This window comes from Leucothrix arctica, assembly GCF_003172895.1.
Lineage (GTDB): Bacteria > Pseudomonadota > Gammaproteobacteria > Thiotrichales > Thiotrichaceae > Leucothrix > Leucothrix arctica.
In genome coordinates this window covers 221,640-243,664 of the sequence record NZ_QGKL01000039.1, presented here as the reverse complement: position 1 = coordinate 243,664, position 22,025 = coordinate 221,640, and the positions used below count along the sequence as shown (strand labels likewise).

Here is a 22,025-nt window from a genome sequence, read left to right as displayed (position 1 = left end):
TATTAGTCGTAGCAAGGGGTTCATAAGCAGGTAGTCATTCGACCAGCTAATTAATCAGACCCGCATTGACCGCCAATGTTTCCATTAGTGCTTTTTGTGCATGTAAACGATTTTCAGCTTCATCCCATACCACGCTCTGAGGACCTTCCAGCACTTCTGTTGTCACTTCTTCTTCACGGTGAGCTGGCAAACAATGCATAAATAATGCATCACTTTTAGCGCAAGACATGACTTCAGCATTGACTTGATAGTCTTTAAACGCAGCCATACGTAGCGCTTGCTCTTCTTCTTGACCCATACTCGCCCAAACATCAGTAGAAACAAGGTCAGAGTCAGTGCACGCCTCTTTCACATCACGAATGATTTCAGCATGATCACCTACTTCAGCCATTAACTCAGGGCTTGGGTCATAACCTTCAGGACATGCAATATTCAATTTAAAACCAAACTGACGCGCCGCATTCATCCACGAGTGACACATATTATTACCATCGCCGACCCATGTAACCGTCTTACCTGCGATGCTGCCACGGTACTCAACATACGTCATCACATCGGCCAACAACTGACAAGGATGGTAGTCATCAGTCAATGCATTGATAACAGGTACTTTTGAATTTTCAGCAAATTCCTTCACCATGGCATGATCAAACGTACGGATCATCACCATATCAACCATGCGAGAAATAACGCGTGCGCTATCTTCAACTGGCTCGCCACGACCCAACTGAGTGTCACGAGACGACAAGAACAAACCATGTCCACCTAACTGCGTGATACCGGTTTCAAAAGAAACACGAGTACGTGTCGATGACTTTTCAAAAATCATCGCTAAGGTGCGCTGCTTTAGCGGTTGAGTGAGATTACCGCTCTTCCATTCTTGTTTCATTTGAATGGCACGATCGATCAATACTGTTAACTCAGCTGGAGAAAAATCCATAAGAGTCAAAAAATGTCTTACTTGGGACATAATGATATATTTCTAGTAATTACTGTTGAAGAAATGCTGTGATCAGCGTTTTCAATGTGAGGATAATTTCGTCAGCCTCTTGCTGACTCAAGGTCAATGGCGGCAATAAGCGCACCACGTTTCCAGCCGTCACATTAATCAAAAGCCCTGCTTCCAGAGCTTGAGCAACCAACTCGCCACAATCTTTCTCAAGTACAATGCCTAGCATTAAACCTTTAGAACGAATTAGTTTCACACCGTCAACCTCTGCAAGCGCAGTAGCTAGCTCGGTATGTAAATACTCACCCATTTCGGATGCATTAGTTTTCGAATCAGCGGCTGCCATTGTCTCAACGACAGCCAACGCTGCGCTAGTTGAAAGCGGGTTACCACCAAAAGTTGAACCGTGCGTACCCGGCCTTAATACGTCATTTACAGACTCTGCTGCAAGACATGCCCCAATGGGTACACCATTGCCTAAAGCCTTAGCCAAGGTCATCACATCTGGCTGTATGCCACTGTGCTGGAAGCCAAACCATTCACCGGTACGGCACATACCCGTTTGTACTTCATCAACCATCAACAACCAACCCCACTTATCGCAGATTTCGCGCAGTGTTTTTAGGTAGCCATCTTCTGGAATAATTACGCCACCTTCACCTTGAACAGGTTCGACAAGAATGGCGACAATATCTTCATTCTTTTTAGCAACGCGTCTAACCGCATCTAAGTCGTTATAAGGTACACGTGTAAAGCCTGGCAATAACGCACCAAAGCCTTCTTGAACTTTTTTATTACCTGTAGCAGATAGTGTCGCCATTGTACGGCCATGAAAGCTGCCTTTCATCACAACAATGTGCGGGTTTTCTACCCCTTTATTCGTACCATATAAACGCGCTAGTTTAATTGCTGCTTCATTGGCTTCAGCCCCTGAATTTGCAAAAAACACATTACTCATACCAGACAACTGACAAAGCTTATCAGCGAGTTTAGTTTGGTTTTCAATATGATAAAGGTTTGAAGTATGAACCAGCGTACTGGCCTGTTTTGAAATTGCTTCTGCAACTTTTGGGTGAGCGTGTCCGAGGCTTGTTACGGCAATTCCGCAAAGCGCATCAAGATACTTTTTTCCCTCAGTATCATACAAATATGACCCCTCGCCTCGTCTAAAAGTAACGGGCAAACGACCATACGTTGTCATGATTGAGTCCATCAAAGGCTCCTAACTGGTGTTCCACTCCAAAGCGTTCATTTACAAATTTCTAAACGATTAAATGGATTTAACGCAACAAAATAAAAAAGGGTGACTGAAAGTCACCCTTTTTTAGCAAGCTATTGATACTGCCAGATAAATTTTATCTGGTCAAATCAATAAATTACGCAGCGAAGTTACCTGCTACGAAATTCCAGTTGATCACTTCCCAGAAAGATGCAACGTATGCAGGACGAGCATTACGCTTGTCTACGTAATAAGCATGCTCCCAAACATCAATCGTTAGGATTGGCGTTAGGCCTTCTACAGTTAGTGGGCAACCTGCGTTTGCAGTGTTTACGATTTCAAGTTCGCCGTCAGCGTTCTTAACTAACCAAGTCCAACCAGAACCGAAGTTAGTGACAGCAGACGTTGAGAACTTCTCTTTGAATTCAGCGAATGAACCAAACTTAGCAGCGATAGCGTCAGCTAGAGCACCAGTAGGCTCGCCACCAGCATCAGGACCCATGCAGTTGAAGTAGAACGTGTGGTTCCAAACTTGAGCTGCATTGTTGAAGATGCCGCCAGCTGGAGCAGATGCAACGATCTCTTCCAATGACTTATCTTCAAACTCAGTACCAACAACTAGATTGTTCAAGTTTGTTACGTAAGCAGCGTGGTGCTTATCGTGGTGGTACTCAAATGTCTCAGCAGAGATATGTGGCTCAAGCGCGTCCTTCGCGTACGGTAATTCAGGCAAAGTATGTGCCATGGCTAGTTGCTCCTAATGTTATTAAATTTCGTGTTGGAGTAGAGTAATCAAGACCCAACAACAACGCAATAGAACCAACATTTTATAATAGTATTAATCGAATGTACCGCTATTTAATCTTAGTGTGGTAAATACAAGCGTACACGTGCACCTATCTGGGGCGACACTTTCAGCTCAATACGTCCACCTGCCGCTTCTACGATCTCATTACTGATCGCCAAACCGATTCCCTGCCCTTCTGTTTTACTGTCGTCACGCATTCCACGCTTTAACAATTCTGAGGGACTGTCTACACCAAAGCCCATACCATCGTCATCAATATCAACCACAAGGAAGTTCGTTTCACTTTTTGCGCTGACCTCGACCACACGATCACAAAATCGGCAAGAGTTATTCATCAAGTTACCAAACAGCTCGATCAGGTCATCACTCTCTAGGCGGACCTTATCTAGCTCATCGACATTGATATTAATATCAAACGTCTTCTGGTGATAAACCTTCTCAAGAGAGCCTTTTAAACGGTACAAAATTGGTCGTAACTGCTGTTGCTCTACCATTGCGTTTGGCGCTCTAACCGCAGCACGCTTTAACTGGTAAGCCACGATGTCGCACATGTGATTAATTTCATTCACTAGGTCATTATGGTCATCTGACTTCATTTCATAGTTGGTTTGCGCATTCGCAAGCAAGCCCGCTAATGGTGTTTTCAAGCTATGAGCCAAGTTATCTAGGGATTCGCGATAACGTTTTTTCTGACCCTTTTCGACATTAATCAGTGTATTAATCGCACTCTTAACTTCCATCAACTCAATGGGGTACGCTTTTTCAATCGCTTTTTGAGCGCCCGATTCAATTTTCTTCACTTCCGCTTCAAAGTCACGAATCGGTGTAATGATGAAGTAGTTACTAATCAGCTGAGAGATAAGCACCAACGCCAAGGTTGAGAAAAACAGAGCAATGATATTTTTCTGGACGTGATCCCAATCATTTGTAAAATCAATCGCAGATTTGGCAATAACTAGTCGAACAGGGTCCTGCCCCTGCACACGCATGTGCTGAGAATAAACCATAAAGTTGAGTATCGGCTTAGTCTGGTCGTTATAGGCAGTGAGTGTGCGTTCTTTTAAAACGGGTCTATCTGAAAGGTCGTCAGCGATATGAAACGGCTTAATTAACTGCTTCGAAGCCACATTATTACTGTCAGCCTTTGCTTCAAAAGGAAACTTACTTTGCCAACGGACTACACCTGTTTCAGGATTTTCAAGATAGGCGTAATATTCATTTTTAATACCGTCATCAGTAAAGCCTTCGCTAAATTTATGCTGACTTAGAATCTGCAACAACTCGCTACGATCCTGATCGGTAATAATCGCCTCATCACTAAACGCAGGTATGTTGACCAGCAACTGAGACGCTACGCCTTGCTGCTTTAACATCATGTCGCTCATCAAACGAGAGCTATGCATGCTCAAGTACCCACCACCTAATAGTGAGACTCCTAATGCTACCAGCACCAACATACTCAACATTTGTCGTACGCGTAGAGAGTTAATACCTAAATTTCTATATGAAAAAAATGAAGCGGAAGCGACTGTATTTACGTGTTCCATAATTATAATTTTTTCTTGTCACCGCAATAGCATTAACGATTACCAATCCGTGATAATTACATACTAGAAACGACTCTTTTATATTGAACTTCTTGGCGTCAAAAATCACCCCTGATCGACGCTTGAAGTATCCCCTTTATAGTTAGCTTATAAATGACATCACTATTTTTTAGTGTTTATCAATCTTGTATTATTTTTTTATTTTCAATGAATACGAACTTTATAATTCAACCACTTAGGATCGAAATCGCTATTCATAATAAGCTTAACGTAGAGTGAGTATATGATGCTTTTTTATTCAGGGGACGTTATTTCACGCATAAAAAAGCCCGATAAATACCTAAGTACTTACCGGGCTTTCGAATCATGCGCTCTTTCTAACGTGTCAACATAGTCAGCTGCTGACTACTGCTTCCGCAGTTGAATGTTAAACGTCGTAGCTCATTCTTAAAGATGAATTTAACATCGTAGCAATTAGGGTACATTGCAGATGCACGTTTAGTGATCTTCGGCACTACACCAGGGTAACCGCGACGTACAGCGATGGAAACATGAGAACGCCTCACTTCACCACCGTCAAAGTGTACCAACTGAAAATCTTTAATTTTACTCGATGAAGTGGATGAGACGGCATAAGTAAAACTCGTCACATACAAAGCGATAACAGCAATCATGACCGTTCCAGTGACTTTCAATACTCTAAGTACTTTCATAACGTAGTCCTTTTTTGTTCACTTATTCAAATCATAAGTGGTGCGTATCTATACGCAGTAAGCGCTCAATCCATTTGGGCACTTGGGTTAGATGAGATTTTATACAAAATCACACCATTACAATGATTATAAGACAGCTAAAATGCTTAGCGCAAGTTAAATAAAATACAAGTCATTGATTAATATGTTATTTATGACATCTATTTAAGCAACTTATGGCTAACCCTAGGGATCATGCTATTCCACCACTCAATATCTTTTTATCTGACATAATGATGGGTCTAATTAATTAAATTAAGTGTATTCAGTATGTGTGGAATTTGTGGCGAATATCGACTTGACGGCGGCCAGCCTCAGCTAAGTAGCATTCATGCGATGATGGATAATCTCGAGAAGCGCGGCCCTGATAACTCAGGAAGCTACTCAGATGGCCCCATTGCATTTGGTCATCGTCGCCTTGCGATTTTGGACCTTAGCGAAAGAGGCAATCAACCAATGATTGACCCACAGCTAGGTTTTTCCTTGGTCTTTAATGGAACAATTTATAATCACCCAGAGCTTCGTGAGCAACTTAAAGCGCTAGGACATACTTTCTTTTCTACTGGCGACACTGAAGTCATCCTTAAAGCTTACGCTCAATGGGGTAAAGACTGCGTTAAACGCTTTATGGGCATGTTCGCTTTTGCCATCTGGGACTTAAAGAAAAAGACATTATTCATGGCGCGCGACCGTATGGGTATCAAACCTTTCTACTATGCCCTAGATAAACAAGGTCTTCGTTTCGCATCAAGCATGCCAGCGCTTTTAGCGACGCCTGATATTGATACTAGTTTTGACCCTGCTGCCTTACACAATCTGTTTTCATTGCATGCCGTAGTACCAGCACCGCGTACAATTTTAAACGGTGTCCGTAAACTAGAACCCGCTCACACACTCACCATCAACGAAAAAGGTGAGCAAACGCTTGAGCGTTATTGGGAACTAGATGCTACCCGCCCTGCTGAGCCTGCTACGGAAGAAGAGTGGATTGAACGTATTCACGAAGCACTGCGCGTCGCAGTAAAGCGTCGTAATAATATCTCAGATGTACCTGTCGGTGTGCTGCTTTCCGGCGGCCTTGACTCTAGCTTGCTTGTCGGACTGCTAGATGAAATTGGTATCGAAGACATACGTACTTTCACTATCGGTTTTGACGACCAACCCGAAGAAAAAGGGAGTGAATATGAGTTTTCTGATGCGGTCGTTGAGCGTTTTAAAACGAACCATCACAAATTCCACATTCCCAATGAGCAGACGCTAACGCGACTTCCTGAAGCGATTGCCAATATGGCTGAGCCAATGTTTGGTCAAGATGCGATTGGCTTCTACTTATTGTCAGAACAAGTATCTGATCACGTAAAAGTGGTGCAGTCAGGTCAAGGTGCTGACGAAGTGTTTGGTGGTTACTTCTGGTATCCGCAAATGAATGAGGCAAAAGGCTCGGCACTTGAGCGTTTTAGACCTTATTATTTCGATCGTGACCACGATGAAATGATTGAGTTGCTAACGCCTGAGTACATCAGCAAAGACTTCACCTCTGAGTTAATGAAAGGGTTATTGGAAGCGCCTCATGCCGATACTTACATTGACCAAGTACTACGTGCAGATACAACAACACTGATCGTTGATGACCCAGTAAAGCGTGTCGATAATATGACGATGGCTTGGGGCTTAGAAGCACGTGTTCCGTTCCTAGACCACGAACTGGTTGAACTAGCAGCTAAGATGCCTCCAGAGCTTAAACTTCGTGATGGTGGCAAGTATGCGCTGAAGAAGATTTCTCGCGGCATGGTTCCAGACAGCGTGATTGATCGCCCTAAAGGCTACTTCCCCGTCCCTGCTCTGAAGTTTGTGCGTGGTGAATTTTTGGAGTTTATGCAAGATACATTAAACTCTCAGAAGTGCCGCGAACGTGGTTTGTACCAGCGCAGCTATGTAGACAAATTACTGGCTAAGCCTGACAAATACCTAACGCGTATTCAGGGAAGTAAAATCTGGCACCTAACGCTCCTAGAGCACTGGTTACAAACCCACAATATCTAAATGACAGACAATAAAAAAGGGACCTAAGAGTCCCTTTTTTATAACTGAAGTAGCCATTAACTTTGCAACGTCTTCTTGAAGCGGCCCAGTACTTACTCGACACCACTATAACGCTGTCGAACTAGCACTAAACTATTTCAATGAGTCGTTAATGCTTTGAGTCATTTTTTGATCTAAATCTTTACTCGCTTGATCAATAAAACTATCAATAGTCATGGTCTTTTTGGCGCGTATATCAACAGCACTAAGTGACTTATTGTAAGAAGGCATCGCTGAGAAGCCTTGTTTATTAGACATACCATCAACCAAGTCAGCCAAGAAAAATGCACTAATTGGCATCGTTGCTAGCACTGCAATACCTAACGCTGACACAAATTTCACATGGTGCACTCGTACCAAATAAAGAAGCAATAGAGCCGGTACTAACAAGAAATTTCTAACGTTCTCAAAGATTGATGACGGTAGTGATGACGTTAGGTAGTAGTCTAAAAAGTTACCCGCATGTTCAAACACCTGAGGCATTAGCATAAACAGTGCAGCGATACTGATCGCTGGCACTAAAGCCCAACGATGGGTCGATAATCGACTCACACACGTAATCACTAACGCGATTAAGAATATCAATAACAACGCAGATAAAACTTTGCTTACGTGCACTAAAGGATCTTCGGCAACGGGCGTCCTAATAAACTTGCCCAGTAAAATAAGACTGAAGCTCAACGCTACGAACACAAATGCCCAGAATGGGTTTTTTAAGAAAGAGAAAAAGCCAACTTTAACGTCCTTTATCCGAGTCGGTGCTAACTCAGTATCCGGTGACATGATGTTGACTTTCAAATCACCGAGCATTAAACGTGATGGGATATTTAAACCAGCAGTGTCGCTGGTCATTTTAACCATATCGATCGTTGTGCCATTCTCTGATGCAAGGTTAGAAACCTCATATCCAGAGTCAGTTTCATCAATGCGAAGGTGATGAGGTGACACGGTGATATCTGAAACAATGACTGTGTTATCCAGTGCACGACCAATTGTCGCCGGAAAACTATCTAGCTTATGAAAGTCGCGCTTGCCTTTATGGATGGTTTCAAGGATTAGCTTTGCCATTTGAACGTCTCCACCATCTTCTTAAACAAACCAAATGCGGCACTGGCATTAGTACCCGTGACATCCAAATTAAACAAGCCACCCTGTCTCTCATGACCCACTAGCGCAAGGCTAAACAGCATATCGCTTAGGCCTTTATAGCGAAGGTAATCACGACGGCAAACGGTCGTTTTAAAGTTTTGTCCAGCCACCTCTAAAAAGCTCGTGTGACAAGCAAAGTTAGTCACATCCGACTTGCTGACATCAATATCAATGAAGCTACTATTCATTTTTTCATACTGAGTGAAAAAACGTAATGGGTGGAGCTTCTCGCTATCCATCCAAATATATTCGTAGTTGATTGCACCTAACGCTAGGTTTTTAGAAAGGTAGGTATTTTCTTGGTTGCTGCACTCCGTCAAAAAGTGTCTAAACAAGTCATCTTTCTTAGGTGTGCGGCTGACATCCCAGCAACGCATGGATTTATCAAGCTCTGCCGGTACGATCAGCTTACCAATGCGAGTACTTCCCCAATCATTTCCAGAAAAGCGATCAAGCGTTCGTTGTGATTTTTCGATAAGTTGCTCGGCTATCCGTGCAAAGCGATCCTTAACCGGTACAAAGTTGCTCTTAGCTAAACGCTCCAAGATCACAGACAGGTAATTAGCAGGCACTAAAAAACCGAGTGAATTACCCTGAGTAGCCACATTAATACCAATGATATTACCTGACTCATCTAAGGTAGGCCCACCACTCATACCAGGATTTAGACTACCAGAGAACAAGATATTACCGTCTTGATCTTGAGTCATAATGCCATTATTGGTCCCCGTGACAATCGAAAAGCCAAGGTCAAGCGGGTTACCTAATGAGTACAAAACCGCGCCTTTTTCTGGAACGGGTGCAATTTTTAACGGTGCGCCCATTGGCTTTAGACTTCTCAACACCGCGAGGTCATGAATAACGTCTAAGTCCAGTAACGCCAACGGACCACTATCGCCGCTGGTAGAAAGGTACTCCAAACTAAACACGTCTGGTGCATTTACGTACTCACTCACAACATGATAATTCGTCGCTAGAATACTGTCTTTTTCAACAACAAACCCCGAACCGATGGCAACCTTCTTGCCCGTTTCGTTGTTGATAACTCGAATTTGATAAACCGATGACTCAACTTCCTCATAGATACTTGAAGTATCTGACTCAGCCAAACATGGAGTGATCATTAGACTGCTAATTATTAGCAGCAACAAACATCGTAACATCTTGTGTTTATCTCCTTAATACGGATTTTTATAACCCTTTAACACGCACAGCAGACTAGCTAATAACAAGAGTTACTACTAGTAAGTTGAGGTAATTCAGTAGTATCTCTGTACTAATTAGTTCGCGTATTTCTTTTGTTGTTGCTCTATTGCCCAGTCGATATGTTCTTTTACGATATCGTCAGATGAGGGACGTGCTGCAATGAGCACATTAATAATGTTGTCGTTCGGTGGCGCATTCCCCAATGCTACAGCGATATTTCTCTGCCATCGTTTAAAACCAATCCGACGAACGGCAGAGCCTTGCATCTTATCCAGAAAATCCTGTTCAGTCCAAGCGAATAGCGTCAATAAATGTTCGTGGTCCAAATCATGTCTAACCTGATAGTCAGTTTCATGCGTCTCTTGAGCAAAGCGATTCCAAGGGCAAATCAACTGACAATCATCACACCCATAAATTCTGTTCCCCATCGCTTCTCTAAACTCGACAGGTATTGCCCCGTCTAACTCAATGGTTAAATAAGAAATACATCTGCGTGCATCAACCACATAAGGTGCAATGATGGCTTGCGTTGGACAAACATCAATACATGCAGTGCAACTGCCACAATGATCGGTTTGAGGCTCGCTCTCTGGCAACACCAAGTCAGTATAAATTTCACCCAGAAAAAACCACGAACCTGCTTCACGATTTAAAATATTACTGTGCTTACCAACCCAGCCTAACCCTGCTTTTACGGCGATAGGTTTTTCCAATACGGGTGCACTATCAACAAATACACGAAAACCGAAGTCACCGACTGCCTCCTGCATTTTATGAGCCAGTTTTTTTAGTCGTGCTCGCATCACCTTGTGGTAGTCACGCCCCAAAGCATATCTAGAGATGTAACCTAGTTCGGGGTGGTTTAGTACCATTTCTGGATCTGTGTTCTCAGGCGGTAGGTAATCCATGCGCACGCTGATGATGCTTCGAGTGCCAGTTTCTAGTAATTCGGGTCGACTTCGTTTTAAACCATGAGAAGCCATCCACCCCATATCTCCGTGATGACCTTTATCTAACCAGTCATGCAACTGAGCTTCTGCTTCTCCAAGGTTAGTATTACTGATACCAACTTGTTGAAAACCGAGCGATTGCCCCCACTCTTCTAGCTGATGAAGCAGCGTGTCTCGCTCAGATTGCGACATCAAATTGGCCATACCCATCTCGAACAAAATACGAATTCGCGTTAGTATGAAGCATCATTACTCAGATACCAAGCTATGAACAACAGCACACAACAAGACATTCAACCACCCTGCACACTATCTGTTCAAAACGAAAAAGAGATGATGGCGCTTGGCGGACAAATAGCCAGATACCTACCCGTTGGTGGCGTGGTGAAACTCTATGGTGATTTAGGTGCTGGTAAAACAACCTTAGTACGTGGGCTGTTACGCTCATTAGGTTTTGAAGGAACGGTTAAAAGTCCTACTTATACACTTGTTGAACCTTATGAGGTTGCAGAGCGACATATTTACCACTTCGACCTTTATCGTTTGGCCGACCCGGAAGAGCTTGAGTACCTTGGCGTACGAGACTATTTCCGTCCCGACGCACTCTGCTTGTTAGAGTGGCCAGACAAGGCTGCTAACTTTATCCCCACTGCCGACTTAGAGGTGCATATTAATTATGCTGATCAGGGTCGAAGCATCACAATTAAAAACCAACTTAACAATCAAAAACAATAAGTTAACAACTTTTCATAAAATCTACTTGATATTAACCACCTAATCCGTTTATCTTATACGGAGTTTGACTGGTAATAAAAAATAGAGCGTTCCAAAATGGATTTAAAAAATCAGCAAAGAAGGAAGTTTGTCCTAAAGCTGGCGCAATCAATAGGTGCGCTTGGCGCAGTTTCCTATGCCCCTAAAATAATCGCTAAAGATAACAATGCACTTATTACATCACTGGCAATTCACAGTGGTCGCAATAAGCAACATGTTGTAATTGAACTGGATCGTTCAGTTGAACATAAATTATTTACGCTAAGCTCTCCTGACCGTATTGTGCTAGATATTCACAGCGCACAAACTAACGGAAATTTAAAGCTAAACCCTGAACGTCCGAAGACACTTGTCAGCCGTCTACGTTATGCAACTCGTAATAATAACGACTTGCGAATTGTACTCGACATGGCTAACAAAACTAAGGCGCAGACTAAGCTAACAAAGGTAAATGGCAAGTATAGACTTGAAGTAGTGCTCGACGATAAGAATGCTGTTGTCGCTGCTGCTCCGATCAAAAAAGCCGCTGCAAAAAAACCTGTTGTTGCCAAAAAGACAAAAGCACGCAAGCGTCGTAATTTTGTTGTAGCCATTGACCCTGGTCATGGTGGACACGACTCAGGTGCTGTTGGTAAGCACGGTACTTATGAAAAGGATGTCGTGCTTAAAATTAGCCGGCGCCTTAAAACACGTATCGACAGAACCAAAGGTATGGAAGCATTTTTGACCCGCCCTAAGGATAAGTACCTGACACTTCGTCAGCGTATTGATCTTGCTCAGGCGAAGAATGCTGACTTGTTTATCTCGGTTCATGCTGATGCAAACACGAATAAAAACGTGAATGGCTCATCGGTGTATGTGTTGTCAGAGAAAGGCGCATCAAGTGAGATGGCGCGTTGGTTGGCAAGAAACGAAAATGAAATTGATATTCGCTTAGCAGGTGCAGAAGTACACTCTAATAACAAAGTGTTATCTAAAGTGTTATTGGACTTAACGCAATCAGCGGCAATCGATGACAGTGTTGAACTGGCAGAGCAGGTTTTATCTGAGCTCGGTACGGTTAACCGTTTAGCTAGAAAAGGTGTAGAAAGTGCCAATTTCGGCGTACTACGCTCTCCTGACATCCCATCCATGTTGGTTGAAACGGCCTTTATTTCTAACCCTGAAGAAGAACGAAAACTAAAAACTGCGAAGTACCAAAATCAAATCGCAGAAGCAGTTTATCGTGGTATTCGTAGCTACAAGGTAGCGCTTGATGAGCGTGACCCTCGCTATGCAGATTCTGGTATGAATCATCAGCCACATTCTTAAAAATTTAAACCTGAAAGTTTCGATGTGATTTAAGCCGCTTTATAGCGGCTCTTTTTTTGTCTACAAAAAGCACCCTCTAATCGGCAAGCCAACCATTTATCTTGAGCAACTACCCTCTCAGCTGCTGATAGTGATACCTTTATTCAAAATAAATCTCCCCCAGAAACAATAATAAAGATAAGGGCTAAAGAAATGTCACTCACCCAAAAAACTATAAAACTAGCGTTGCCATTGGCAATTTCGCTAGCACTTGCCGCCTGTGGTGGCAGTTCCTCTGACGATAGCAGTAGCAGCTCAACTAATGTTGGCTTTGGCTCGAATACAACAACAGATACCAGTGACACTAGTACTGATACAACAGACACGACCGATACTTCTGCCGAAGTAGACACAACGACTGATGAAACTGAAGCCGAGACTGAAACGACTGCAGTTGCGAAATTACTGGTTTATGCAAGCACTACCTCACTAAACAGCGATTCCGCTATTTCAGATGGCTCTTCAGACCCTGCTATCATTTATATGATGGCAAAGGACAGTGACAATATTGCATTGAGTGATGTGACCTTCTCTCCATCAGTAAGCGCAGGCGCTACACTATTTGAGGGTGAGGTCAGTTCAGACGGCACTTTAACCACTTGGGAGCTAGTGCCTGAAGAACCGAGAAACCAGACAGTACTTGTAACAGTAAGCTCTGGCGGCATCACTGAAACGCTCAGCATTGAGATCGTAGGCACAACCGTCGAAATCGATGGCGCTAGTAGTATTTCAATGAATACTCCGACAACCTATACAGTCAAATTAAAAGATGCAGCCGGTGAAGGTTTATCTCAGCAATCGGTTGAGATTACATCATCGTTAATTACAACAACCTTACTAACAGACGCGCAGGGTGAAGCACAGTTTGACATTCAACCTACCTCTGGTGGCGAATACGATATTGAAATATCAGCTCTTGGCGCAACCAACAGTAAAACAATTACTGTATCTCCAAATGCTTTCAACCTAGATACTACGGTAGATGAAATTGCGGTTGATACAACACAAGCGATCACACTTGCTTGGACGGCAAATGGTGTAGCGCAAGCCAATAAAGAAATTTACCTAAGCGCAACACGTGGCCAAATTTTTTCTAATGGCTCATCGGTTGAGCAAGTCACAACAGATGCAAATGGTAATGCTACTTTTGATATTCTTTCGTCAACAGCTGGTGGTACCGTCATTACGGCCTCAGACAATACTACTTCCCTGTCTACAAGCTTGCCGTTAGAGTTCGTCTCTACAACACCGAAATATCTCAACATCCAAGCCGACCCATCAATCATTGCAGCATTGGGCACAAGCTCTATTTTAGCTCAGGTTAACGACATAAATGATAACCCTGTTAAAAACCAAGTGGTTGTATTTAACTTGGAAGACACCGTTGACGGCAAACTAAGCAGCTCGAAAGCGACAACTAACTCAGCGGGTAAAGCGAGTGTTGTTTATACCGCGGGTAACGCTACTAGTGCGCTAGATGGCGTAGTAATTACCTCACACATTGAAGGTGTTGCAAAGACAGCTGAAGAAGCTATGTCAGGTGAGACTTTTGTAGAAGAAGATGTAACAAAACTTACTGTAGGTGGTGAAGCGGTCAGAATAGCATTTGGTTTTGATGAACTGCTTGTAGATAATTCTCCATTCTACGAAAAGACATTTGGCGTCATTGTGACTGATAATGCGGGTAACCCTGTAGCCAACAAACAAATAGACTTTACAGTAACGTCTATTGGATACTACAAAGGCTCTCTTGGCTACAATGAGGAAGCTGGTCAATGGTTATATAACGATCCTTTCTATGATTGCTCAGCACACGTTGAAGACATAGATAAAGATGGTTGGCTAGATGACGGCGAGGATTACAATAACAGCGGGACGCTAGAGCCAACAAACTCAACAACTATTTCGGGTAATAGCGCCACAGATGACTCAGGGCAAGCAACGGTTGCAATCAGCTACCTTCAAAATTACGCTCTATGGGAAAGTGTTTCAATAACAGCAACAGTCACAGTGAACGGTACTGAATATAAGTCTAAGATAGAACAAAAACTTCACGTACTAAATGCTGATATTACTGGTGAAGGCAGTCCACCTAATCAGATAAGTCCATACGGAACGCGAGACTGTGAATACAACGACATCCAACTCAACGGAGTCACTAACTAAACCCTAGTAACACGTTTACACCCAAGGCCCTTAGCTCATCCTAAGGGCCTTTTTCATTTTCTATGATCTGTTTTCTGCACATACTCGTAAAAAAACATTATGATAAAAGCATAATAACTGTAGAGACGATCACAGATGAAAAACTACCTCTTAGATACCAATACCCTTCCAGCATTTAGCAAAATCAAACCAAGTGATGTTATCCCTGCACTTGACCAATGTTTGGAAGAAAACAGAAACCTCTTAGACGACCTTCTAAAGAACGTAGAAAACCCTACTTGGGACAACTTCATACACCCTTTAGAAGTTGCTGAGAATCGCTTGAGCCGCATGTGGTCACCAGTAAGCCACATGAATGGTGTGGTTAACACTGACGAGCTTCGCGAAGCTTACAATGCATGCCTACCAAAACTAAGTGAGTTCAGCTCGGAGAGAGGACAAAATAAAGCCTACTTCGATGCTATTTTATCGATTCAACAAAGACAAGATGAGCTAGGGCTGGATGATGCTCAACGCAAAAGCTTGGATGACACATTAAAAGGTTTCAAACGCTCAGGTATCGACTTAAATGAAGAGAAACAAACACGCTATAAAGAAATCAACCAATCGCTGTCTAGCTTAACGTCGAGCTTTTCAGACAATGTACTGGATGCGACTACCGCATGGACAAAGTTAATCACTGACGTTAATGAGTTAGATGGCTTACCACAAAGCGCACTGGACTCAGCCGCGCAAAGTGCAAAACAACGTGAGTTAACAGGCTGGCTGATTACATTAGAATTTCCGTCTTTCCATGCCATCATGACTTATGCGACTGATCGTAAACTACGCGAAACTGTATACCGCGCATTTACTACACGTGCATCTGACCAAGCGGATGACACCTCTTTTGACAACGGTCAGAAGATGGTTGAAATTTTAAACCTACGTCAAGAACAAGCACAGCTTTTAGGCTTTGAAAACTACGCAGACTTCTCCGTTGATGTGAAAATGGCTGACTCCCCTGCTCACGTCATTACCTTCCTAGAAGAGCTTGCAGAAAAGTCACACGCTCATGCAAAAAAAGAATACAGCGAGCTACAAGAATTTGCTGCTAATGAATTAGGCCTTACTGACTTACAAGCATGGGATGTTGGTTTCGCTAGTGACAAACTAAAGTTAAAACTATTTGATTTCAACAGTGAAGACATCAAGCCTTACTTCCCTGCGGACAAGGTAATTGCTGGTTTGTTTAAGCTAACAGAATCACTTTACGACCTTACGATCACGCAAAATACTGACGTTGATGTCTGGAATAAAGACGTTCGATTCTATGACATTAAGAACCAACAAGGGGAGCTAGTTGCACAGTTCTACTTCGACCTTTACGCCCGTCAACACAAGCGTGGTGGTGCATGGATGGCTGATTGCGCAACGCGATTCAAAGGTGAAACAGAGGTACAAGTACCCGTTGCCTTTATGACGTGCAACTCTTCTTCTCCAACAGGTGACAAGCCTGCGCTATTTACTCACGACGAAGTGATTACCTTGTTCCATGAGTTTGGTCACGGCCTACACCACATGCTCACAAAAGTTGAATACCTAGATATTTCAGGTATCAGTGGCGTTGAGTGGGATGCTGTAGAGCTTCCAAGTCAGTTCATGGAAAACTGGTGCTGGACACGTGAAGGGCTAGACTTATTTGCCGCTCACTACGAAACAGGCGCAAAAATCCCTGATGAGTTATTCGATAAAATAAAGGCAGCGCAACATTTCCAGTCTGCGATGGGCATGGTTAGACAGCTTGAGTTCTCATTATTTGATCTGCGTATCCACATGAGTAACATCAGCTCAGCAGATGACATTCAAACTATTTTGAATGAAACGCGTCAGCAAGTTGGCGTTATCCCTGCTCCAGACTTTAACCGCTTCCAGAATGGGTTTAGTCATATTTTTGCAGGTGGTTATGCTGCGGGCTATTACAGCTACAAGTGGGCTGAAGTATTGTCTGCTGATGCATTTGCACGTTTTGAAGAAGAAGGTTTATTCACTAAGCAGGTCGGTAAGGACTTCTTAGAGCAAGTACTAGAGCAAGGCGGTTCACGTCCTGCTATGGAGTCATTCAAAGCGTTTAGAGGCAGAGAGCCAAACGTTGATGCGCTACTGCGTCACAGTGGCTTGACAGAGGATGCTGCATGAAAATCGCATCTTGGAACGTAAACTCACTTCGTGTCAGGTTGCCACATGTACTCTCGTGGCTAGAGACCGCTCAACCCGATATTTTGGCGCTGCAAGAAACCAAAGTAACGGATGATGTGTTTCCAGAAGCTGAAATACGGGCTGCTGGTTATGAAGTCGTTTACAACGGCCAGAAAACATATAACGGTGTGGCCGTGCTCAGCAAAGTAAAAGCTGAAAATGTGCTGTTTGACTTACCGGGCCTTGAAGACCCTCAGCGCCGCATTACCGCTGCTAAAATTGGCGATGTGCAAATACTTAACCTCTATGTCGTGAATGGCTCAGAGGTTGGGTCTGAGAAATTTGCGTACAAGTTAGACTGGTTGGAAAAAGTGACTGCGTGGGTTGCCGAGCAAGTTAAGGAGAATAAGAAATTCATTATTCTTGGGGATTTCAATATCGCACCAACAGATCGTGATGTTCACAACCCTAAGTCGTGGCACGAAAAAATCCTCTGCTCTACCGAAGAACGTACCGCACTGAAGAAACTCTGCGACCTTGGGTTTGTAGATTCATTCCGCATGTTCGAACAAGAAGATGAGCTTTGGAGTTGGTGGGATTATCGTAGTGGTGGTTTCGACAACAACAAAGGCTTAAGAATCGATCTTGTTTTAACGAGTACTTTATTGGCCGAACAATGCACCGCAAGTTATGTCGACAAAGAACCACGTACGTGGGAAAGACCTTCAGACCACGCGCCTGCCGTTGCGGAGTTCAGAAACCTTATTCTGTAATAAAAACAATCATTTATTCATTAAAAACATACCCTTATGGATTTTTTTATTGACACGACAATAAGCCCTCGTGTTATAAAGTTTCCTTGTTTAGAAGTAATGTGGAATTTTTAAGCTAGGGCTAAGATAACTACAAATGACAGGGGGCTGTATGCAATATTTTAGGGCAATATTGTTCGTATCAGTTGTGGCACTGACTAACACTGCTTATGGATTAAGTGATGGATATTACAGTCAGGGTTTATACATGGACTTTAAGATCGCTGAAGATGACGAATCGATAAAGCAAAGTCTTGAGGGTATATTTACGAAGTTCATCAATTTCGTCAATGAAGATGAAACGAGTGGATTTTCAATAAATTTTAATTATTTTTTCAAAAGCGATTCATAAAAAAAGCCCAGTAGAACTGGGCTTTTTTGTGCCTGTCACTATATCAATGCTTACTTACGAGCACCCGGCCCATTAAATGCTAAGCCATTTGACATAAAGGTTTGAAAATACTCCAAAGCCTTATACTCATCACTTTGCGCATCAAAAGCTTTTGCACGAATGTTGTTATTACACCCAGCATAACGACGGTGCAATGTTCCCATGCTTCCCCACTTTGAGCGATACACCGGCCAATGCGTCGTATGACCCAATGCTGGACTCAACGTCTCAGAGCGAACGCGACGACCAGAGTAATAAACATGGCAATCCGCACAGGCCATATTTAACTGACCACGCTTTGCGTAAAAGAACTGCTTACCTTTGTTATACCACTCAAGCTCACCCTCAGACTCTGGTCGCTTGACGTTAACAGGCTCGTCACGGCCTTCAAAAGCAATATACGCAGACAAGTCAGCAATAGCGCCTTTCTTCCAGCCTAGCTTCTTCTCGTCGTTATCTACACGGCACTTATTAATATCGCCTTCCAGTGTCACTACCGTCTTATTCTTTTCATCATAGTGCGGGTAACGTGCACGAATTTTTGACACTTCTTTCCCAAGACAATCAGCATACGTTTTGCCGTTTTTAAATGCCTCGTCCCACATCTCTTCGCCGCGCTCAATCGCTAACTCATACGGTGGAAACTCTTCAATATCTTCCCATTGCTGACGAGAATCTTCATGAATAGAATACACACCGTTCTGAAAGTCACCGAACTCAGTCTCTTTAAAACGATCTTTAAAGTACTTCTGAAAAGATGCCTGATCTTCTGCTGGCCCTGCAAACACCACTGTACTTGCGACCGCTAACATGGAAAAAGCCGAGGCTAATACCACCGTCATCATATTGTTTTTCATAGAAAACCTCCTGAATACATTTTATTTACAGCTTACTTCACCGTTATATCGGCGCTACCTGTATTCTCTTGATTGTCAGTCCATGAAAACTTAACAACATCACCTGACTTACCTGCATAGTCGAATGAAATATAAGGGTCTTTCGAGACTGCTGCGCCCCAAAGTGCCTTCATCACTACTTTATCGTTAGCGGTCACAATGACTTCATTTATAAAGTGCGCAGGAATGATCTTTCCATCTGCATCTTTCGTTAAACCTGTAATCATTGGATGAGCGACAAGTGCTTTCACATTGACAATCCCATCCTTTTCTTTAGCTCTTAGACGTGTTCTATATTCTTGCTTAGCCATAATTATCCCCTTAACCGCCGCAGCCGCCCTTTGTTACTTTGACAAATTGCTTATTCGCGTAGTACTTATCTCCTACTTTGACCACACCATAAACGTCACTTGTCTTACCCATTTTGAAACGACTCGTTACAAATGGCGTAGCACCCTCACCAATAAAGAAATTAGCAGCGTAAGGTGTTGGGTTCTGCTCAATCAAAACAGCCATTTCTGACACATTGTCTAATTTCGCTTCCACTTTGATAGTTACTACCGCACCATTTTCAGCAATGCTGGGCGCATGAACAACGACATCATCACTTATTTCATAGTCGGTGATGCCTGCCGCTTTCAATGCATCTTTTAGGTTATCTGCTTCAAATGGGTTCATCGCCGGCGCTTCTTCTTTAGCACTCGCTGACGTCATCAAACCTGAACTCAATACTGCACCCGTTGCACTGGCAACCAATGTGTTTTTCAAAAATATTCTACGTTTTAACATTCGTATTGTCCTTTAAATTCAATACTTACAAACTTTGGATATAGACAACAAGCTTGTCTAACTCAGCTTCTGTCAAAATACCGTGCGTGCCAAATGGAGGCATAATGGTATTTGGGTTCATTCCACGGGCGTCTGAAATTTGTTCACGGAGTTTAGCTAAGTCGGGGAAGCGCGCCTTCATTGCGATTAATGGAGGGCCTATATTTCCAGGCATGTCACCACCATCCATCATGTGGCAAGCGATGCAGTTACCCTTTGTCTTATTGAAAGCAATTGCCTTACCTTCTTTAATCACTTGAGCCTCATCAGCTGTCGCTAGACCCATCGGGGCCATCAGCGCGCCAAATAAAGCGGCGACAGACAATGCGCGATATAAATTTTGCATAGTTTGGTTCCTCCAAAACTTTTATCTAAGGTATGGACGCAATGCATAGACTGCGAAAAGACCTCACCTTAACCCACTAAGAGTAACGGATTAGGCATTTGGAGGCAAAGCTATCAGGAACGGGTTGGACTTATAAACAGCAAAATAATATGTTTTTTCTCGATAGGGATATCACTTTTTAAAGCGCTTCGCTCGATAAATTGCCTGCTGGATACGTTGCCCTTCTAGTGGAGTCAGCTTTGGCGTGCGTGAAGCTAGGTTTAACTGAGTTAATGCGTGCTTATATTCAGCGATACGAATATTACGCTCAGCAACGGACAGATAAGCTTGTCCCAATCGTCCAGACAATCTTGCTACCTCTTGCCTTAGCGCGAGAAAGTCTAAGCTTGTTTGCTCAACCAACCTCACTCTAGACATCAGCTGCCATGCTCTTTCGTATTGCTTCAACCCGACCAACGCCTCAGCCATTGGCATAATTAGGCTTCCCTCGGCAGGATAACGTGTCAATAAAGGCTGCAGTAGCTGAACCACTTGCTGATGTTGGTTAAGTTGAAGATAGGCACGTGCAAGTAGCATGGCCTCTGAAAACTGTTGAGTACCCGACTTTAACTGTTGAACCGTCGCTGCTGAATTACCTTGCTGATAAAGCTGATAAGCTTTTGCATAACGTGTCGCATAAGGCGGTGTGTTATCCAGAGCCGCAGGGCTTCGAGTCAGTACCCGCAACTTTTGCCTCATGTAATCATAACTAGGATTACTTTTTCCACGGAACACTCCATAACGTGCCGCTCGCTGGCTCACATCACTGACACGCTGAGCGGATAACGGATGACTCGTTAAATATTGCCCAATATCTGCATAATTAGAATCCACGCCGTCGTCTAACTTACCTAAAAAGTCAGCCATGCCTTTCGGGTTAAACTTTGCATTAACAAGAATACGTAAACCTTCGCGGTCAGCCTCAGTTTCCGCAGAACGACTAAACTTTAAACTGTTATGTGCATCAATCGCTAAAGCTGAAGAAACGATTGCCTGTCCTGCTTCGGGATTTTGTGACCCTACTAATAACCCAGCGACCACCGCAGCGGTATTGCTGTAGGCATTCCCTTTTGAACGCGCAATCATTCGCTCGATATGCTGCTGAGTGACATGAGCAATCTCATGTGCCATAACGCCAGCCAACTCACTTTCGGAACTAGAACGTAAGATAAGTCCTGAGTTAATTACAATTAAACCACCTTGAGTGGCATAAGCATTCACTTGCTCATCACGTACAATCGCGAAGTAAAATGGACGCCCTTTATATTCCGTTTGCGCGAGTAAGCGTACGCCGAGGCCTCTGATCCAAGCATTAAGTTCAGGGTCTTCAACCACTCTTCCACGGTTACGCAGCGCACGTAAGCGTCGCAGTCCTGCACTACTAAAATTGACGGAAGCTGAGGAAGCAGGTGCCATACTAGGCGATGATAATATCGTTTCTGGTATTTCTAAATTAAGCTCGGCATGAACGATAGGCAAAAGCCCCAATGCAGCACTTAATAACAAGGTTTTAATCTTCACAAACACAGGCCTCACTTTCTTTCATAAAGATACCGTAATACTTATTCACCCAAACACCCCAT

19 protein-coding genes are annotated in these 22,025 nt (G+C 43.3%); 6 read left to right on the top strand and 13 right to left on the bottom strand.

Translation table 11 applies throughout. From position 1 onward, the window contains the following. Positions 1-46: 46 nt before the first annotated feature. The 5 genes from argF to DKT75_RS15295 all read right to left on the bottom strand — a co-directional run bounded on the left by argF (position 47) and on the right by DKT75_RS15295 (position 5,236). Positions 47-970, bottom strand: coding sequence for an ornithine carbamoyltransferase (argF, locus tag DKT75_RS15315; protein WP_170310676.1), 924 nt, complete (start codon positions 968-970; stop codon positions 47-49). 19 nt (positions 971-989) lie between these two features. After that, a complete protein-coding gene (locus tag DKT75_RS15310; protein WP_211665453.1) occupies positions 990-2,162 on the bottom strand; it encodes an aspartate aminotransferase family protein in 1,173 nt (390 codons plus the stop codon). Between the two features lie 163 nt (positions 2,163-2,325). Next, the gene (locus DKT75_RS15305) at positions 2,326-2,913 is read right to left on the bottom strand and encodes a superoxide dismutase (protein ID WP_109824308.1); all 588 of its coding nucleotides are present in this window, start codon (positions 2,911-2,913) and stop codon (positions 2,326-2,328) included. 119 nt (positions 2,914-3,032) lie between these two features. Continuing rightward, positions 3,033-4,523 (bottom strand): ATP-binding protein, encoded by a 1,491-nt coding sequence (locus DKT75_RS15300; RefSeq protein ID WP_109824307.1) that lies wholly within the window; start codon positions 4,521-4,523, stop codon positions 3,033-3,035. Positions 4,524-4,900: 377 nt separating this feature from the next. Next, positions 4,901-5,236, bottom strand: coding sequence for a hypothetical protein (locus tag DKT75_RS15295; RefSeq protein ID WP_109824306.1), 336 nt, complete (start codon positions 5,234-5,236; stop codon positions 4,901-4,903). A 309-nt stretch (positions 5,237-5,545) separates the two neighbouring features. On the opposite strand from DKT75_RS15295, the gene DKT75_RS15290 reads away from it, so the two are divergent. Further along, positions 5,546-7,318 carry an N-acetylglutaminylglutamine amidotransferase gene (locus DKT75_RS15290; protein ID WP_109824305.1) on the top strand — a complete coding sequence of 591 codons (1,773 nt, stop codon included), beginning with the start codon at positions 5,546-5,548 and terminating at the stop codon, positions 7,316-7,318. A gap of 132 nt (positions 7,319-7,450) precedes the next feature. Here DKT75_RS15290 and DKT75_RS15285 read toward each other — a convergent pair whose 3' ends face one another. From DKT75_RS15285 to queG, 3 genes are all read right to left on the bottom strand, one after another. Beyond that, positions 7,451-8,425 (bottom strand): FHA domain-containing protein, encoded by a 975-nt coding sequence (locus tag DKT75_RS15285; RefSeq protein WP_109824304.1) that lies wholly within the window; start codon positions 8,423-8,425, stop codon positions 7,451-7,453. After that, positions 8,413-9,630, bottom strand: a complete 1,218-nt coding sequence (locus DKT75_RS15280; protein WP_245923233.1) for a S1 family peptidase — start codon at positions 9,628-9,630, stop codon at positions 8,413-8,415. The genes DKT75_RS15285 and DKT75_RS15280 overlap by 13 nt, the downstream gene beginning before the upstream one ends. Before the next feature lie 156 nt (positions 9,631-9,786). After that, a complete protein-coding gene (gene queG / locus DKT75_RS15275; RefSeq protein WP_109824302.1) occupies positions 9,787-10,866 on the bottom strand; it encodes a tRNA epoxyqueuosine(34) reductase QueG in 1,080 nt (359 codons plus the stop codon). A gap of 63 nt (positions 10,867-10,929) precedes the next feature. On the opposite strand from queG, the gene tsaE reads away from it, so the two are divergent. From tsaE to xth, 5 genes are all read left to right on the top strand, one after another. Further along, entirely contained in the window at positions 10,930-11,397 is a 468-nt protein-coding gene (tsaE, locus tag DKT75_RS15270) for a tRNA (adenosine(37)-N6)-threonylcarbamoyltransferase complex ATPase subunit type 1 TsaE (protein WP_109824301.1), read from the top strand. Between the two features lie 96 nt (positions 11,398-11,493). Next, the gene (locus DKT75_RS15265) at positions 11,494-12,747 is read left to right on the top strand and encodes an N-acetylmuramoyl-L-alanine amidase (protein WP_109824300.1); all 1,254 of its coding nucleotides are present in this window, start codon (positions 11,494-11,496) and stop codon (positions 12,745-12,747) included. A 192-nt stretch (positions 12,748-12,939) separates the two neighbouring features. Continuing rightward, complete coding sequence (locus tag DKT75_RS15260; RefSeq protein WP_109824299.1) at positions 12,940-14,952, top strand: Ig-like domain-containing protein; 2,013 nt, start codon at positions 12,940-12,942, stop codon at positions 14,950-14,952. 135 nt (positions 14,953-15,087) lie between these two features. After that, positions 15,088-17,130, top strand: a complete 2,043-nt coding sequence (locus DKT75_RS15255; protein WP_109824298.1) for a M3 family metallopeptidase — start codon at positions 15,088-15,090, stop codon at positions 17,128-17,130. Beyond that, on the top strand, positions 17,127-17,903 hold the full coding sequence (gene xth / locus DKT75_RS15250; protein ID WP_109824297.1) for an exodeoxyribonuclease III: 777 nt from the start codon (positions 17,127-17,129) through the stop codon (positions 17,901-17,903). The genes DKT75_RS15255 and xth overlap by 4 nt, the downstream gene beginning before the upstream one ends. Positions 17,904-18,344: 441 nt before the next feature. On the opposite strand, the gene soxA is transcribed toward xth, so the two are convergent. From soxA to DKT75_RS15220, 5 genes are all read right to left on the bottom strand, one after another. Continuing rightward, positions 18,345-19,190 (bottom strand): sulfur oxidation c-type cytochrome SoxA, encoded by an 846-nt coding sequence (soxA, locus tag DKT75_RS15240; RefSeq protein WP_245923231.1) that lies wholly within the window; start codon positions 19,188-19,190, stop codon positions 18,345-18,347. Positions 19,191-19,222: 32 nt separating this feature from the next. Then, positions 19,223-19,540 (bottom strand): thiosulfate oxidation carrier complex protein SoxZ, encoded by a 318-nt coding sequence (gene soxZ, locus DKT75_RS15235; RefSeq protein ID WP_109824295.1) that lies wholly within the window; start codon positions 19,538-19,540, stop codon positions 19,223-19,225. Between the two features lie 10 nt (positions 19,541-19,550). Further along, positions 19,551-20,018 (bottom strand): thiosulfate oxidation carrier protein SoxY, encoded by a 468-nt coding sequence (soxY, locus tag DKT75_RS15230; RefSeq protein WP_109824294.1) that lies wholly within the window; start codon positions 20,016-20,018, stop codon positions 19,551-19,553. A 25-nt stretch (positions 20,019-20,043) separates the two neighbouring features. Further along, a complete protein-coding gene (gene soxX, locus DKT75_RS15225) occupies positions 20,044-20,403 on the bottom strand; it encodes a sulfur oxidation c-type cytochrome SoxX (RefSeq protein WP_211665452.1) in 360 nt (119 codons plus the stop codon). Positions 20,404-20,574: 171 nt separating this feature from the next. Next, complete coding sequence (locus tag DKT75_RS15220; protein ID WP_146201393.1) at positions 20,575-21,963, bottom strand: M48 family metalloprotease; 1,389 nt, start codon at positions 21,961-21,963, stop codon at positions 20,575-20,577. Between the last annotated feature and the right edge of the window lie 62 nt (positions 21,964-22,025).

Coding starts and splice junctions, on each gene's coding strand:
- DKT75_RS15290 (WP_109824305.1), top strand. CDS start 5,546: ATGTGTGGAATTTGTGGCGAATATCGACTTGACGGCGGCCAGCCTCAG.
- argF (WP_170310676.1), bottom strand. CDS start 970: ATGTCCCAAGTAAGACATTTTTTGACTCTTATGGATTTTTCTCCAGCT.
- soxA (WP_245923231.1), bottom strand. CDS start 19,190: ATGAAAAACAATATGATGACGGTGGTATTAGCCTCGGCTTTTTCCATG.
- DKT75_RS15255 (WP_109824298.1), top strand. CDS start 15,088: ATGAAAAACTACCTCTTAGATACCAATACCCTTCCAGCATTTAGCAAA.
- soxY (WP_109824294.1), bottom strand. CDS start 20,018: ATGTTAAAACGTAGAATATTTTTGAAAAACACATTGGTTGCCAGTGCA.
- xth (WP_109824297.1), top strand. CDS start 17,127: ATGAAAATCGCATCTTGGAACGTAAACTCACTTCGTGTCAGGTTGCCA.
- soxX (WP_211665452.1), bottom strand. CDS start 20,403: ATGCAAAATTTATATCGCGCATTGTCTGTCGCCGCTTTATTTGGCGCG.
- DKT75_RS15285 (WP_109824304.1), bottom strand. CDS start 8,425: ATGGCAAAGCTAATCCTTGAAACCATCCATAAAGGCAAGCGCGACTTT.
- DKT75_RS15260 (WP_109824299.1), top strand. CDS start 12,940: ATGTCACTCACCCAAAAAACTATAAAACTAGCGTTGCCATTGGCAATT.
- DKT75_RS15295 (WP_109824306.1), bottom strand. CDS start 5,236: ATGAAAGTACTTAGAGTATTGAAAGTCACTGGAACGGTCATGATTGCT.
- DKT75_RS15280 (WP_245923233.1), bottom strand. CDS start 9,630: ATGATCACTCCATGTTTGGCTGAGTCAGATACTTCAAGTATCTATGAG.
- DKT75_RS15305 (WP_109824308.1), bottom strand. CDS start 2,913: ATGGCACATACTTTGCCTGAATTACCGTACGCGAAGGACGCGCTTGAG.
- queG (WP_109824302.1), bottom strand. CDS start 10,866: ATGGCCAATTTGATGTCGCAATCTGAGCGAGACACGCTGCTTCATCAG.
- soxZ (WP_109824295.1), bottom strand. CDS start 19,540: ATGGCTAAGCAAGAATATAGAACACGTCTAAGAGCTAAAGAAAAGGAT.
- DKT75_RS15310 (WP_211665453.1), bottom strand. CDS start 2,162: ATGGACTCAATCATGACAACGTATGGTCGTTTGCCCGTTACTTTTAGA.
- DKT75_RS15265 (WP_109824300.1), top strand. CDS start 11,494: ATGGATTTAAAAAATCAGCAAAGAAGGAAGTTTGTCCTAAAGCTGGCG.
- tsaE (WP_109824301.1), top strand. CDS start 10,930: ATGAACAACAGCACACAACAAGACATTCAACCACCCTGCACACTATCT.
- DKT75_RS15300 (WP_109824307.1), bottom strand. CDS start 4,523: ATGGAACACGTAAATACAGTCGCTTCCGCTTCATTTTTTTCATATAGA.